The sequence below is a fragment of the Saccharopolyspora flava genome, from assembly GCF_900116135.1.
GTDB lineage: Bacteria > Actinomycetota > Actinomycetes > Mycobacteriales > Pseudonocardiaceae > Saccharopolyspora > Saccharopolyspora flava.
Genome location: NZ_FOZX01000012.1, coordinates 25,795 through 40,001, shown reverse-complemented (window position 1 = coordinate 40,001; position 14,207 = coordinate 25,795). Strand labels below are relative to the sequence as shown.

9 protein-coding genes are annotated in these 14,207 nt (G+C 72.2%); 5 read left to right on the top strand and 4 right to left on the bottom strand.

Annotation, left to right across the window (positions count from 1 at the left end; all coding sequences use genetic code 11):
- Window positions 1-152: 152 nt before the first annotated feature.
- Window positions 153-2,078, bottom strand: coding sequence for an IniB N-terminal domain-containing protein (locus BM424_RS25255; protein WP_093422911.1), 1,926 nt, complete (start codon window positions 2,076-2,078; stop codon window positions 153-155).
- Between the two features lie 297 nt (window positions 2,079-2,375).
- Here BM424_RS25255 and BM424_RS25250 point away from each other — a divergent pair, with 297 nt between their 5' ends.
- Together BM424_RS25250 and BM424_RS25245 are read left to right on the top strand one after the other, a co-directional pair.
- Window positions 2,376-3,731 carry an Hsp70 family protein gene (locus BM424_RS25250; RefSeq protein WP_093422909.1) on the top strand — a complete coding sequence of 452 codons (1,356 nt, stop codon included), beginning with the start codon at window positions 2,376-2,378 and terminating at the stop codon, window positions 3,729-3,731.
- 124 nt (window positions 3,732-3,855) lie between these two features.
- The gene (locus tag BM424_RS25245) at window positions 3,856-6,339 is read left to right on the top strand and encodes a helix-turn-helix transcriptional regulator (RefSeq protein ID WP_217649834.1); all 2,484 of its coding nucleotides are present in this window, start codon (window positions 3,856-3,858) and stop codon (window positions 6,337-6,339) included.
- 78 nt (window positions 6,340-6,417) lie between these two features.
- Here the strand turns inward: BM424_RS25245 and BM424_RS25240 are convergent, their stop codons facing one another.
- Window positions 6,418-7,485, bottom strand: a complete 1,068-nt coding sequence (locus tag BM424_RS25240) for an alpha/beta hydrolase (RefSeq protein ID WP_093422906.1) — start codon at window positions 7,483-7,485, stop codon at window positions 6,418-6,420.
- Between the two features lie 161 nt (window positions 7,486-7,646).
- On the opposite strand from BM424_RS25240, the gene BM424_RS25235 reads away from it, so the two are divergent.
- Window positions 7,647-8,204, top strand: coding sequence for an NADPH-dependent FMN reductase (locus tag BM424_RS25235; protein ID WP_093422904.1), 558 nt, complete (start codon window positions 7,647-7,649; stop codon window positions 8,202-8,204).
- A gap of 78 nt (window positions 8,205-8,282) precedes the next feature.
- Entirely contained in the window at window positions 8,283-8,819 is a 537-nt protein-coding gene (locus tag BM424_RS25230) for a Dps family protein (protein ID WP_093422901.1), read from the top strand.
- Window positions 8,820-8,912: 93 nt separating this feature from the next.
- On the opposite strand, the gene BM424_RS25225 is transcribed toward BM424_RS25230, so the two are convergent.
- Window positions 8,913-9,980 (bottom strand): NADH:flavin oxidoreductase/NADH oxidase, encoded by a 1,068-nt coding sequence (locus BM424_RS25225; protein ID WP_093422898.1) that lies wholly within the window; start codon window positions 9,978-9,980, stop codon window positions 8,913-8,915.
- A 412-nt stretch (window positions 9,981-10,392) separates the two neighbouring features.
- On the opposite strand from BM424_RS25225, the gene BM424_RS25220 reads away from it, so the two are divergent.
- Window positions 10,393-12,246 (top strand): ABC transporter ATP-binding protein, encoded by a 1,854-nt coding sequence (locus BM424_RS25220; protein ID WP_093422896.1) that lies wholly within the window; start codon window positions 10,393-10,395, stop codon window positions 12,244-12,246.
- A gap of 98 nt (window positions 12,247-12,344) precedes the next feature.
- Here BM424_RS25220 and BM424_RS25215 read toward each other — a convergent pair whose 3' ends face one another.
- Window positions 12,345-14,180, bottom strand: a complete 1,836-nt coding sequence (locus BM424_RS25215) for a S9 family peptidase (protein ID WP_093422893.1) — start codon at window positions 14,178-14,180, stop codon at window positions 12,345-12,347.
- Window positions 14,181-14,207: the final 27 nt, after the last annotated feature.

Here is a 14,207-nt window from a genome sequence, read left to right as displayed (position 1 = left end):
GGCTAAGAGAGAAACCCAATAGGTTGAACTCGCATCGTTATCGAGCACTCGGCGTGTTGCAAGAGCTCATGAATTTGCCGGAATGTGAAAAATGCCGGACTCCGCTCGGTGAGCGGAGCCCGGCATTTTCAGGGCTCAGTCGCGGAGAGCGATCAGAGCAGGCCGTCCAGCGGCAGCGCGTCGGTGGCGGTGTGCACCACGTCCTCGACCGGCTCGCCGACGATCGGGCCCGCGACCGGCAGGTCGCTCGGGGCCGGCAGGTGCGAGACCACGTCGCCGACCGGGGCCAGCGGAGCGGCGTCGCCCAGCGGCAGGGCCGAGGTGACGTCGTCGACCGGCAGGGCGTCGGTGGGCAGCGCCGAGGTCAGGTCGTCGACCGGCAGAGCGCTGACGTCGCCACCGGCGACCGTGTCGGTCACGGTGCTGGCCAGGTCACCGGCCACCGGGACGTCCGCGACGGTGTCGGTCACGGTGCCGACGACGTCGCCGAAGGCCTCGGAGCCGACCGGGACGTTGTTGATCAGGTCGCCGCCCGCGGCACCCGCGGCCACGTCGCCCACGACCGGGACGCCGCCCAGGGCGCCGGTGGCGGTGTCGGCGACCTCGCCCACGACCGGGACGTTGGACACGGCGCCAGCCACGTCGCCCGAGGCCACGTCGCCCAGCGCGTCGCCGACCAGCGGCACGTTGGCGCCGGCGTCGGACAGGGTGCCGGCAACGCCGGCGATGTCACCGGAGGTCACGTCGTTGACGGCGTCGCCGACGACCGGGACCGAACCGACGGTGTTGGTGGCGGTGGAGAGCACGTCGCCCACGACCGGGACGCCGGCCACGATGCCCAGCGGGTCGCCGGACGCGGCGGCACCGGTCAGGCCACCGGCCAGGTCGCCCACGACCGGGACGTTGGAGACGGCACCGGTGAGGTCACCGGCGATGCCCGCGGCGTCGCCGCCGGCAACCGAGCCGGCCAGGTCGCCCACGACCGGGACGTCGCCCAGGGCGCCGGTGGCGGTGGCGGCCACGTCGCCCACGACGGGGGCCTCGGAGATGGTGTTGGTGAGGTCGCCGGCGATGCCGGAGACGTCGCCCGAGGTCACGTTGCCGACCAGGTCGCCGACGACCGGGGCCTCGGAGACGGTGTTGGTCAGGTCGCCGGCGATGCCGGTCACGTCGCCCGAGGTCACGTTGCCGACCACGTCACCGACGACCGGGGCGTCGCCCACGGCCTGGGTCACGTTGGCGGCCACGTCGCCCACGATCGGGGCGTTCGCGACGGTGTTGGTCAGGTCGCCGGCAACGCCGGTGACGTCGCCCGAGGTGACGTTGGAGACCACGTCGCCCACGACCGGGGCGTTGGAGACCACGTCGGCCACGTTGCCCGAGGCCACGTCGCCGACCACGTTGGTGACGTCGCCGTGGATCAGCGAGCCGGTGCCGGAAACGACGTCCAGCGAGCCGTCGAACACGTGGGTGGCCGTGCTGGTGACCGAGCCGACGGTCGAGGACAGGTCGAGGCTGTCGCCACCGATGTTCACGGTGTTGCCCGAGAGCACGTTGTTGTCGTGCACGTTGAACACGTTGTGCGAGTCGGTGTCGTTGTGCTCGATGTCGACGTCGCCGTGAGCCGGAGCGGGGGCCGGGGTCGGCAGCTGGGCGTCGACGTCGCCGCCCTTGCCGAAGTCGTCAGAGGGGGTGTTCTTCAGCATGCTGAGTTCTTCCTGCTCGTGTGGATGTGCGGGATGCAGTTCACTGATCGCGACATGCTGGTTGCTCGCGGCGAATTGCTCGACGCTGCTCGTGAGCGAGCGGTCGTACGCGTTGACCACCTCGACCGGCGCGTAGTCGAGGACCAGCGACGTTGCTTGCAGAACGTCCGTCGCGCTCATTTCCCCGAGTCCGACCTGATCCAGCGTGGCTTGCGGATCAGCGTCGAAGGCCGACCGCGCGGCCGGATCGCTGACGAGGCGCGTGAGGAACTCGTGCAGCGTCGGTTCCGCGGGCAGGCCGGAGTTGGCGTGCGTCCCGGGGTCGGAGATGGGGGACTCGGCCTGACCGGAGGGGTGCTGAGGGTTCGCCATCGTCGGACCTCCCGATGCTCAGCGGTACTCGGCTGGATGGACCGAGTGAGGTCGTGCCGTCCCTCACTCCTGTGTTGATCACCGTAGGGATGACCCGCCCCCCAGCCATCGGGTACGACTCCTAGTCATCGGAATCTCTATTAGGGGGTCGGTTGGGTGGGCCATTGGGGGCTGACTGAGGGAGTCCGAAGCCGCTCCGTAACCGGATGCCGCTAAATTGTGTGCACCCCAGCCGGAGCGAGGTCCCTCGATCGGGGACCCTGGCACTTGCTCGAGTCGGTGACACGAAGGGATGGCATGCCTTACGTCCTGGGCGTTCACCTGGGTGCGACGGTGACGACCGCCGCCACGGCCAGGCGCAACGGTGGCCGCTGGACGGCCGCGGTTCCGGTGCCCCTGGCGGGCAACGGCCCGGCGGTGCCGACGGTGCTGTGCCGGGTCCAGGACGGGTCGTTCGTCGCCGGGGAGGCCGCCGCCCGCCAGGAGCTCAGCCACCACGAGTGGGTCGCGCGCGGCTTCACCAGCAGGCTCGGCGACGACCTGCCGCTGGTGGTCGGCAGCGAGTTCGTCCCGGCCCAGCGCCTGGTCGCGGCCATGATCGAGTGGGTCTCCGACGCCGCGACCCAGCGGCAGGGCTACCCGCCCGAGCACATCGCGATCGCGCACAGCGCCGCCTGGGGACCGCACCGCATCCACCTCGTGCAGCAGGCGCTGTCCCAGCTCGGGATCACCGACGTGACGATGATCCCCGAACCGACCGCCGTCGCCCTCGACTACGCGAGCAAGCAGCGGGTGGACGACCAGCACCCGCTCGTGGTCGCCAACGTCGGCGGCAGCGGCTTCGACGCGACCGTGCTGCGCCGCCGTCAGCCGACCTTCGACGTCGTCGGCTCGCCGCTGGACACCGACCACCCCTCCGGCCAGGACCTCGACGACGCGCTGTTCGAGCTGATCCGCGAGCAGTTCGGCTCGCACCTGGCCGCCCTGGACACCTCCGACGTCAACCACCGCGCGGCGCTGGCCGGGCTGCGCGCCGAGTGCGTGCGCGCCAAGGAAGCCCTCTCGCACCAGCCCGGGGTGTCGATGTGGGTGGACCTGCCGGGCGTGCGCACCGAGTTCGGCATCTCGCGGGCCCGCTACGAGCAGCTGGCCCGGCCGCACCTGGAACGCGTGCCCGAGCTGATCTCGCAGGCCGTGCAGTCGGCCTCGCTGCGCCCGGACGACGTCGAGACCGTGCTGCTGGCGGGCGGTGTCGCGCGCACACCGCTGCTCAAGCAGCTGGTCGCCGAGCGGCTGGGCACCCCGCCGCTGGTCGACGTCGCACCCGAGCTGACCGCGGCGAGCGGTGCCGCGCTGGCCGCGCAGCAGGTCCTGACCACCCACACCGACCGGGGTTCGGTGGCCGAGACCAGCGTGCTCATGGCGGTGGAGGGCGTCGACCCGCTCGACGACATCGATGACGAACCCGAACCTGTCGAACGCCCGCCGATCGAGGTCGAGCCGATGCCGATCGAGCCGCCCGACGAATCGCGGGCCAAGCGGATGAAGATCATCAAGCTGGTGGTCGCGGTGGTGCTCATCGCCATCGGCATCGTGATCACCTTCATGACCAAGGACCACTCGATCACCGGCGTGCTGGACCTGATCAAGTAGTTCCGGCGTCCCGCGCAGCTCCGGCGGCGCTCTTTCGTTAACGGAACGGCATACCGCGCAACGTGATCGCACCCCGGCTCCGTCAGCCAACTGATCACCCGACCGGAAGACGAGGAAGGCAGGCGTGAATCACTCGACGACCTCCCGCGCCGCCCTGGTCCCGGACGGGCACGCGAGCGGCCTGCGCTCGGCCATCGAGTCCTCCCCGGGCTCGCCGATCACGGCAGGCATCCAGGGCGCGGGCGGGTTCGGCAAGACCGCGCTGCTCGAGGCGATCGCCGCCGTCTACCGCGAAGCGGGCGTGCCGGTGCTCGGGGTGCGCGACCTCGACCGGGCCGACGAGGGCGCGGTGCTGGTCGACGACGCCCACCGGCTCGACGACGAACTGCTGCTGCGGCTGGCCGACCTGGCCCGCCGCCCCGGGACGCGGCTGCTGGTCGCCTACCGGCCGGGTCCGCGCAGCGCCGCGCTGGGCGAGCTGATCGACGAGCTCGGGGCCCCGGTGCTGCTCGCCGCGCTGGGCGTGGAGGAGATCGCCGAGCGGGTCGAGGGCAGCGCCCAGGACGGGACGCAGGACTGGGCGCTGGACTGGGTCGGCTGGGTGCAGACCCAGACCGGTGGCGTCCCGCGCTACGTCGCCCGGCTGCTCGCCGAGGCCGAACCCGGCCGCGCCGCGTACCCCGCCCGGACCCTGGACCACTTCCAGCACGACCTGGACCAGCTCGGCGAGACCGGCTGGGAGTGCGCGACGGCGATGGCCGTCGGCGCCACCCCGCACCCGGACCTGCTCGCGGTCGTCGCGGGCACCGACAGCACCGCGACCGCCGCCGTGCTCGCGGCGATGCGCTCCGGCGCGATGCTCGGCGCCGAGGACGCGCTGCTGCCGATCGTGCGCGCCGCCGTGCTGCGGCTGACGTCGTGGGAACGGCGGCTGCGCGTCACGCGAAGGCTGGTGGAACTCCAGATGTCCCGCGGCGGACCGGTGCTGCCGCTGGTCGCGCCGCTGCTGGAGGCGCCGATGGCGCTGCTGCCCGAGGCGACGCTGGCGAAGGCCTTCGAGCGCGCCGGGGACGAGGCCGTGCAGGTCGCCCCGCACCTGGCCGGGAAGCTGCTCGCCGCGGCGGTGTCCGCCGGCGTGGACGCCGGATCGGTGGTGGCGCGGCAGGCCCGCGCGGCCGCCGTCGCGGGCGATCTCGACGAGGCGCTGCGGCTGGCCGACCGGGTGATCGTCGACGAGAGCGCCCCGGACCGGGAGCTGGGCGTGCAGGTCGCGGCGGGCGTGCTGGCGCACCGGGGTCTGCTGGAGCGCTCGGCGGAGCTGTGCCGCTGGTCGTCGACCTCGCTGCGCTGGCCCGGGGACAGGGCGTTCGCGGCGGTCGGTCTCATCGGCGCGGGCCGGTTGGGCGAGGCCGAGGAGCTGCTCCGGTCCGGCGACGACGCGGGCCCGCCGACCTCGATGACCGGCGCCGCCACCCAGATGGCGGTGGGCGTGCACGAATCCGTCGTCGGGTCGGCGACCACGGCGCTGTCCACCCTGGTGCGCGCGGCCTCGCTGGCCGAACCGCTGGGGCGCGGCGTGCTGGTGCCCGACACGCCCGCGGCGGTGGCCGCGCTGGTGGCGCTGCACTGCGGCGAGCTCGACGTCGCGCAGTCCACGTTGGACAGAGCGGTGGAGACCGGCACCGGCGGCGTGCTGCTGCACAACCGGCACCGGCTGCTGGCGGCCTGGCTCCCGCTGGTCAAGGGCGACACCGTCACCGCTCGCGCGAAGCTGCCCGACGCCTCCGAGATGGCCGCCCGGGACCGGCTGATGGCCACCGCGATCGAGGCCGGGATCGCCAGCCGGGACAACGACATGACGGCCCTCGCGAACGCCCGCGCCCAGGCCAGGCAGGTCGCCGCCGAGCACTCGGTGGACCTGTTCTCGCTGCTGCCGCTGGGCGAGCTGGTGGTGGCCGCGGCCCGGCTGCGCGACCAGGAGTGGATCACCCCGTACCTGGACGAGGCCGGTGCCCTGCTGGACCGGCTCGGCAACCCGCCGCTGTGGACGGCGATGCTGCTGTGGAAGCGGTTGCAGGCGGCCATCGTGCTGGAGGAGACCGGTTCCGCCGAGGGCTTCGCCGACCGGATCGGCGCGCTGGCGCACCACAACGCGCTGGCGGGCGCGATGGCCGAGGCCGCGCGGATGTGGCTGCGGGTCCTGGGCGGCGAGGTCGACCAGGACGAGGTCGAGCGCATCGCCCGCGGCCTGCACGGCGCGGGCCTGGCCTGGGACGGCGCTCGTCTGGCCGGGCAGGCGGCGCTGCGCACCCACGACCGCCGCGCGATGCTCGCGCTGCTGGAGTGCGCCCGCGCGCTGCAGGGCAAGCCGCCGCGCCCGCGCGCGGTCAAGAGCAGCGGCGTGGACTCCGAGCTGCTCTCCGAGCGGGAGAAGGAGGTCGCGGAGCTGGTGGTCGCCGGGCTGACCTACAAGCAGGTCGGCAAGCGGCTGTTCATCTCGGCGAAGACCGTCGAGCACCACATCAGCCGGATCAAGCAGCGTCTCGGCTCGACGAGCCGCGAAGAGCTCCTCACCCGCCTCCGCGAACTCCTCGCCACCCCCGAGTGACCGACCGCCCGAGCCGAATCCGGCACGATTTCAAGGGAAGTCGGGTCCCCGATCTCCCTTGAAATCGTGCCGATCGGGTCAGGACTTGCGCAGGTCGAGGACCGCGCGCACGTTGCCGACGACCTCGAAGAGGGCTTCTTCGAAGCGGTGGCCGACCGGGCGGATGCTGGCGAACCCGTGGATCAGGTCCGGGAACCGCCGCGCCACCACCGGAACGCCCGCGTCCGTCAGGGTCTGGGCGTAGGCCTCGCCCTCGTCGCGCAGCGGGTCGAAACCGCAGGTCACGACGATCGCCGTGGGCAGGTCGGTGTGGTCGTCGGCCAGCAGCACCGACAGCCGCGGGTCGGTCAGCGTGGACTCGTCGGGCGAGTACTGCTCCATGAACCAGGTCATGTCGTGGTCGGTGAGCAGGAACCCGTCGCCGAACAGCTCCCGGGAGCGGCGCCGCCGGGTCGCGTCCACCGCCGGGTACAGCAGCAGCTGCAGCAGCGGCTTCTGCGCACCCGATCGGGTCGTCTGCAGCGCGACGGCGGCGGCGAGGTTGCCGCCCGCCGAGTCGCCGCCGACCGCGATCGCGTCGCTGGAGGACCCCAGCTCGGCGGCGTTGTCCACGGCGTAGCTGTAGGCGGTCAGCGCGTCGTCGAGCGCGGCCGGGAACGGGTACTCCGGGGCCAGCCGGTAGTCCACCGACAGCACCCGGATGCCGGCGTTCTTGGCGAGGAACCGGCACAGGTCGTCGTAGCTGTCGAGATCGCCGATCACCCAGCCGCCGCCGTGGTAGAAGACCAGCAGCGGGCCGGTCTCGGTGAGGTCCTTGGGCCGGTAGAGCCGCGCGGCCAGGTCGCCGTTCGGGCTCGGGATGGTGCGCTCGGCGACCACCACGCCGGACAGCGGAGCGCCCGAGGTGATCTTCGTCGCGTGCGCCATGCCCGCGCGTGCCTGCTCCGCGGTCGGGGCGGACAGGCCGGTCTGGCCGGTGATCTTCTGCAGCTTGAGCAGCAGCTGCGCGTCGAGTGCGAGTTCCTGGTCGTCCAGCCGGACGGGCGGGCCCGCGATGAGCCTGCGCAGGGGCTGGGGAAGTGCGTACACGGCGCGCATGGCCGCGCCTTCCAGTGCGGGCTGCAGCGCTTCGACGACGTTGGGCATGAGCCTGGCCTTCCCGGGAAGGTGATGGTGGTGTCGTATGTTACCCGCAAGTAGCCAAGTGTCCCGTTGACCTTGACCTCCAGCGGACTCGAGGTCCTAGCGTGACCCCGCACAGCACAACGGGGGCGACAGATCCCAGGTTCGGGTGAAAGGATCGGCACATGACGGTGACCGTGGTGGGGATCGGTGGCTCGGTCCGCCCCGACTCGCAGTCCGAGCGCGTGCTGCACGCCGCGCTGGAGGGAGCTCGCGAGGCGGGGGCGAAAGTCCGGGCGATCACCGGCTCCGACCTGGACCTGCCGTTCTACGACCCGCACGTGACCGAGCGCTCCGCCAACGCCGCCGAGCTCGTCGAGGCGCTGCGCACCGCCGACGGCGTGCTGATCGCCTCGCCCGGCTACCACGGCACGGTGTCCGGCCTGGTCAAGAACGCCCTCGACTACGTCGAGGACCTGCGCGGCGACGCCCGCCCGTACCTCGACGGCCGCGCCGTCGGCTGCATCGGCACCGCCTACGGCTGGCAGGCCACCGTCACCACGCTGCAGGCGCTGCGCTCCGTCGTGCACGCGCTGCGCGGCTGGCCGACCCCGCTGGGCGGCGCGGTGAACTCCGCCGAGACGCGCTTCGACGCCGACGGCACCTGCGAGGACGAGAAGGTCACCGCCACGTTGCGCACCATCGGGCGACAGGTCGTGGAGTTCGCCGAACGGCGGGTGTGAACGCCCGACGTGCGCGGGTACCTCCTGGGCAGCACCCTGAACCGGGTCTGCACGTTCTCGAGGAGGTTGTGCGAGCCCATGGCCCAGAAGAGTGACTCCAAGACCCCGAAGAAGAGCTCGGCGAAGAAGAGCGCGTCCAAGAGCAGCGGCCCGATCACCAGCCCGCTCGGCGACGCCGACCGCGAGATCACCGGCGAGGTCCTGCAGGACACCCTGCTCGACCTGATCGACCTGCACCTGGTCGCCAAGCAGGCGCACTGGAACGTCGTGGGCCGGTTCTTCCGCGACGTGCACCTGCAGCTCGACGAGCTGGTCACCGCGGCCCGGGGCTACGCCGACGACGTCGCCGAGCGCGCCGTGGCCATCGGCGTCTCCCCGGACGGCCGCGCCGCCACCGTCGCCAAGGGCTCCGGCCTGCCGGAGTTCCCGGCGGACTGGCGCACCGACAAGCAGGTCATCGAGGCGATCGTCGATTCCCTCGGCGAGGTCATCACCCGACTCCGCAAGCGCATCGACGAGACCGACAAGACCGACCTGGTCACCCAGGACCTCCTGATCGCCATCTCCAGCGACCTCGAGAAGTCCCGCTGGATGTGGCAGGCCCAACTCGCCTGACACCCGCCCCGCCGTCGAAAACCCCGGTTTTCATCGCGTCAAAAACCCCGGTTTTCGCGCGATGAAAACCGGGGTTTTCGATCGGGTGTCAGCTCATCGGGCGCGTTCGTACTGGACGGGCCAGAGGGTGTCGGCGCGGAGGCGGTCGGCGGCGTGCAGCGGCCAGTGCGGGTCGCGCAGCAGCTCGCGGGCGAGCAGCACCGCGTCCGCCGAACCCGACGCCACGATCTCCTCGGCCTGCTCCGGTGCGGTGATCAGGCCGACCGAACCGGTGGGCACCTCGGCCTCGAGCTTGATCTGCCGCGCGAACGGGACCTGGTAGCCGGAGCGCACCGGGATCTGGGCGTCCGGGATCGCGCCACCGGTGGAGGCGTCGATGAGGTCGACGCCGCGCTCGGCCAGCAGCCGGGACAGCCGCACCGAGTCGTCGCCGGTCCAGCCGCCCTCGGCCCAGTCGGTCGCCGACAGGCGGGCGAACAGCGGCTTGCCCTCCGGCCACACCGCGCGCACCGCGTCGGTGATCTCCAGCAGCACCCGCACGCGGTTCTCGAAGCTGCCGCCGTAGGCGTCGGTCCGGTCGTTGACCAGCGGCGAGTAGAACTGGTGCGCCAGGTAGCCGTGCGCGAAGTGCAGCTCGACGACGTCGAAGTCGGCCTCGTCGGCGCGGCGCGCGGCGGCGGCGAAGTGCTCCGGCAGCTCGGCGATCTCCTCGGCGGTCAGCGCGCGCGGGGCGGCCAGGTCGCCGAAGGCCTTGTCGGTGGAGCTGACGGTCTGCCAGCCGCCCTCGGAGGCGTCGACGGTGGTGTCGCCGTTCCACGGCTGGCTGGTGGAGGCCTTGCGGCCGGCGTGCGCGAGCTGGATGCCGGTCGCGGCGCCCTGGGCGTGCACGAAGTCGTTGATCCGGCGCCAGGCGGTGACCTGCTCGTCGTTGTAGATGCCGGTGTCGTGCGGGGTGATGCGGCCTTCCGGCACGACGCCCGAGGCCTCGGCGATGACCAGACCGGCGCCGCCGATGGCGAACTGGCCCAGGTGGACCAGGTGCCAGTCGTTGGGCACGCCGTCGGTGGCCGAGTACTGGCACATGGGCGAGACCCACACGCGGTTGCGCACGGTCAGATCACGCAGCTTGATCGGTTCAAACAGATGGCTCACACCCACCATGACGACCGCGCGGAACGAGATATTCCGGCCCCCCGGAGGGGCGTCGCTCACAGCCCCGCCCCCGGGAGCTGGGAGCCCGGTGGGGTGAAAGCGCGCCTTCGCCCGAAAAGTCCGCCCGCGCGTTCAGCGAACGTCCAGCCGATTCTGCGGCTCTTCACGTCGAATTCCCCCTGGCGCGCTCATTAAGTTGAACGGTGTCCGCTGGAAATCGGCGGAGAAATGCAGAACCGATCGATGGAGGAAAAAGAAATGGGTTTCCCGATTCCCTTCCCCGGTAACGGCCACCCGCGTCCGCACTTCCCGGAGCGCCCGCAGCAGCCGCAGCCCGCTCCGGCCCCGCGCCGCTGACGACGCGGGCTTCGGGGCCGGCGGTGGACCCCTCCGCCGCCGGCCCCGCTCCCGGGAGGACGAGATGACGACGGGTGAGCTCTTCCGCCGGTTCTGGCCCTACCTGCGGCAGGAACGCGCAGGTCTGGCCGGTTCCGCAGTGCTGCTGGTGCTCGCAGCGGTCGCCGACACCGCGGCGATCCGGATGTTCATGGTCCTCACCGACGAGGCCCTGGCGACCGGCGACATCACCGCGTTCTGGGCGCCTGCCGCGTCCTGGTTGGGCATCGCGGCGCTCGGTGCGGTGGCGACGTTCTGCGGCGGATACCTGGCCTCCGGAATCGCGGAGAGATTCCTCCTCCGATTGCGCGGAGCGCTGTACGAGCACGTGCAGGAATTGCCGCCGCACTTCTTCGCGAGAAGAGCGGGAGGAGATCTCGTCGCGCGTTTTTCCGGCGATGTGGAAGCGGTGGAAAGACTCGTCGCGTCCGGTGTTCTGGAAACCGCGACCGCCGTGGTCGGGGTCGTTCTCTACGCGGGCGCGGCGCTGTACCTGCGCTGGGACCTGGCGCTGCTGTCGTTCGCCCTGGCGCCCGCGTTCTGGCTGGTCGCCCGCCGGTTCTCGGCCCGGATCCGGACGGTGTCGACCGAGGAGCGCGCGGCCAACGGCGCGATCAGCACCGCGGTCGCCGAAGGGCTCGCCCACGTCGAGCTCGTGCAGGCGTACAACCAGCAGGAACGGCGGTCGCAGAAGCTCCACGAGCAGTCCTACCGGTGGTTCCGCGCGAAGCTCGCCCAGGCGCGGCTGACCGCGCTGTACCCACCGCTGGTCACCGTCGTCGAGACGGTGTGCGTCCTGCTGGTGATCGGCGTCGGGATCTGGGAGATCTCCGCGCAGCGCATCAGCATCGGCGGCCTGCTGGCCTTCGCCGCCTACATCGGCTACCTCTACCCGCCGCTGCAGAACCTCGGTCAGATCACCATGACCGTCACCGCCGCCCGGGCCGCGGGGGAGCGGCTGGTGGAGCTGTTCGACGAGCGCCCGTCGGTCACCGACGCCGGCCGGGGCCGGTTGGTGCCCGGGCGCCGCCGGGGAATCCGGTTCGAGCGCGTCGGTTTCGCCTACCCCGGTGCCGATCGGCCCGCGCTGACCGGCCTGGACCTGGAGATCCGGCCGGGCGAGTTCACGATGGTCACCGGGCCCAGCGGCGCGGGCAAGTCCACGCTGGCCAAGCTGCTGCTGCGGTTCTACGACCCGACGGCCGGTCGCATCGCGCTCGACGGCGTGGACCTGTCCGATCTGAGCGTGCGGACGCTGCGCGACGAGATCGCCCTGGTGCCGCAGGAAGCGGCGGTCTTCCACGGCACGGTCGCCGACAACATCGCCTTCGGCGCGCCCTCGGCCACCCGCGCGGAGATCGTCGCGGCCGCCCGCGAGGCCGACGCGGACGAGTTCGTCCGCGCCCTGCCCGACGGCTACGACACCGAGCTGGGGGAGCGCGGCGCGCTGCTCTCCGGCGGTCAGCGGCGCCGGATCACCCTCGCCCGCGCCATCCTGCGCGGCGCGTCGGTGCTGGTCCTCGACGAACCCACCAACGGCCTCGACGCGGCCTCCGCCCGGCGCGTCCTGGAACCGCTGCGCCGCCTGGCCCGGACCCGCACGACCTTGCTGATCAGCCACGACCTCGACCTGGCCGCCGAAGCCGACCGCGTCGTGGTCGTCGACGGCGGCCGCGTCGTCGACCAAGGCCCGCCCGCGCACCTACCGCCCGCGCACCTGCCGCCCGCGCACCTACCGCCCGGAGGCGGCGTTGACGCCGACCTCCGGGGGCCGAGCGCCGAGAGCCCGCCGCCCCGCCGCCTCTCCGGGCAGCTGTTCGCCCCCGACGACACCCCGACGGTCCGCCTCCCGGCGTTCCCCCTGATCTTTCGTCGCTAGGGCTCGGCGAGGTCGCCAGGGGGCAGTTTTAGTCCAAACTGTCCCGACATTTCGGGCATCGACCCCGGGTGATTTGGACTAAAACTGTCCCCGGCCGCTCACCCCAGCCCGACGGCCCGCCGGGCGAAGTGGATCTCCGTCGCGACCTGGCGCAGCGTCTCGGCGACCACCAGCGAGCCGTGACCGGCGTCGTAGCGGTAGAACTCGAACGGGATCTCCCGCTCACCGAGCCGGTCCAGGTAGTTGAGGATCTGCTGGATCGGGCAGCGCGGATCGTTGTCCCCGGCCAGCACCAGCACCGGCGCGCGCACCTGGTCGATGTAGGTGATCGGCGAGGCCTTCTCGTAGACCGCCGGGATCTCCTCCGGCGACCCGCCGAACAGCGCGCGGTCGTAGGCGCGCAGCGGCTCCATCTCGTCGGCGAACGCCGAGACGTAGTCGGCCACCGGCACCCCGGCGACACCGCCCGCCCACCGCTCCGGCTGGGTGCCCAGCGCCAGCAGCGTCAGGTAGCCGCCCCAGGAGGCGCCCGCGACGACGCTCAGCGCGGGCGTGGTCAGCCCGGTCTCGATCGCCCAGTCGTGCACCCGGGCGACGTCCTCCAGCTCGGTCGTGCCGGGCCTGCCCTCGATGGCGTCCCGCCAGGCCGAGCCGTAGCCGGTCGAACCCCGGTAGTTGATCTCGACCACGGCGAACCCGGCGTCCAGCCAGGCCGCCCGGTAGGCCGAGAACCGGTCCTCGTCGGCCGCGTGCGGACCGCCGTGGAGGCTGAACACCGTCGGCACCGGGCCCTCGCCGGCGCCCTCGGGCCGCGCGACCAGCGCGTGCACGGTGTCGTTCGGGCCGTAGGGGATCTCCACGAACACGTCGCTGACCGGCTGCGATTCCGGCGGGCGCTCGCCGGGCGGGGTCAGCAGCACCTGGTCGTCGCCGTCGGCGGACACGGTCCGCACCAGCGACGGCGTCGCCGCCGACGACCACACGTACTCCACCGCGTGGTCCGGGCGCACGGCCGCCCCGGCCACGGTGCCCGGGGGAGTGGCGAGCTCGGTGAGCTCGCCGGAGTCCAGGTCGTAGCGGTGCATGGTGGTGCGCGCGTGCTGGGTGTGGGCGATCAGCAGCGCCTTGCCGTCCGGGAACCAGTCGGCGGAGACCTCGCCCGGCAGGTCCAGCTCGATCTCGGTCTCGGTGTCGGCGAGGACGTCCCAGACCAGCAGTTCCTCCTTGCCGCGCCGCTCGTGCAGCACCAGCAGCCGCGGGTCGCCGGTGACCGGCGCGAACGCGAGCGCGTCCAGCGACTTGCCGGGGCCGTCCCACTTCTCGGCGACCTCGGAGCCGTCGACGCGCAGCACCCGCAGCGCCGGGTGGCGGGAGTCGCCGTGCTCGGAGTGCGAGAGGACCAGCATCGTCTCGTCCCAGGACATCGCGGACAGCCCGCCGTCCTGCTCGTGCTGGTAGAGCACCTCGGGCTTGCCGCCGTCGCGCACGACCCACACGGTGACGCCGTCGTCGGTGGACATGCCCAGCCCGGTCACCGAACTGCCCAGCTCCAGCCCGGCCGGGTAGCCGGGGTGGGTGCCGGGGACGGCGGGAGCGGCGTCACCGGTCTCGAACGGCTGGACCATCCAGCTGCCGAACTCGTCGCCGTCGGTGTCGTCGAACCACCAGATCTGCTCGCCGTCGACCGACAGCGTCCCGTGGAAAGTCCCCTGTGGACGGTCGGTGACCTGGCGGTGCTCGTCGGTGTCGCGGTCCCAGGCGTAGATCTCCCAGGTGCCGCTGAAGTTCGACACGTACAGGCTGCGCTGCGGCGCGTCCCGCGCCCAGTCGGGCAGCGACACGCGCGGTGCGGTGAACCGCGCTCGCCACCGGCTCTCGCGCTCCGGGTCCTCGAACAGGGCAGTGGGGATCTTCGCCTCGGGATAGGTGCTCACGCCCCCGATACTGCCCGATCACCCCGC

Bases quoted from the DNA above. Each gene is read 5' to 3' on its own strand.
- BM424_RS25255 (WP_093422911.1), bottom strand. From the start codon at position 2,078: ATGGCGAACCCTCAGCACCCCTCCGGTCAGGCCGAGTCCCCCATCTCC.
- BM424_RS25250 (WP_093422909.1), top strand. From the start codon at position 2,376: ATGCCTTACGTCCTGGGCGTTCACCTGGGTGCGACGGTGACGACCGCC.
- BM424_RS25240 (WP_093422906.1), bottom strand. From the start codon at position 7,485: ATGCCCAACGTCGTCGAAGCGCTGCAGCCCGCACTGGAAGGCGCGGCC.
- BM424_RS25235 (WP_093422904.1), top strand. From the start codon at position 7,647: ATGACGGTGACCGTGGTGGGGATCGGTGGCTCGGTCCGCCCCGACTCG.
- BM424_RS25230 (WP_093422901.1), top strand. From the start codon at position 8,283: ATGGCCCAGAAGAGTGACTCCAAGACCCCGAAGAAGAGCTCGGCGAAG.
- BM424_RS25225 (WP_093422898.1), bottom strand. From the start codon at position 9,980: ATGGTGGGTGTGAGCCATCTGTTTGAACCGATCAAGCTGCGTGATCTG.
- BM424_RS25220 (WP_093422896.1), top strand. From the start codon at position 10,393: ATGACGACGGGTGAGCTCTTCCGCCGGTTCTGGCCCTACCTGCGGCAG.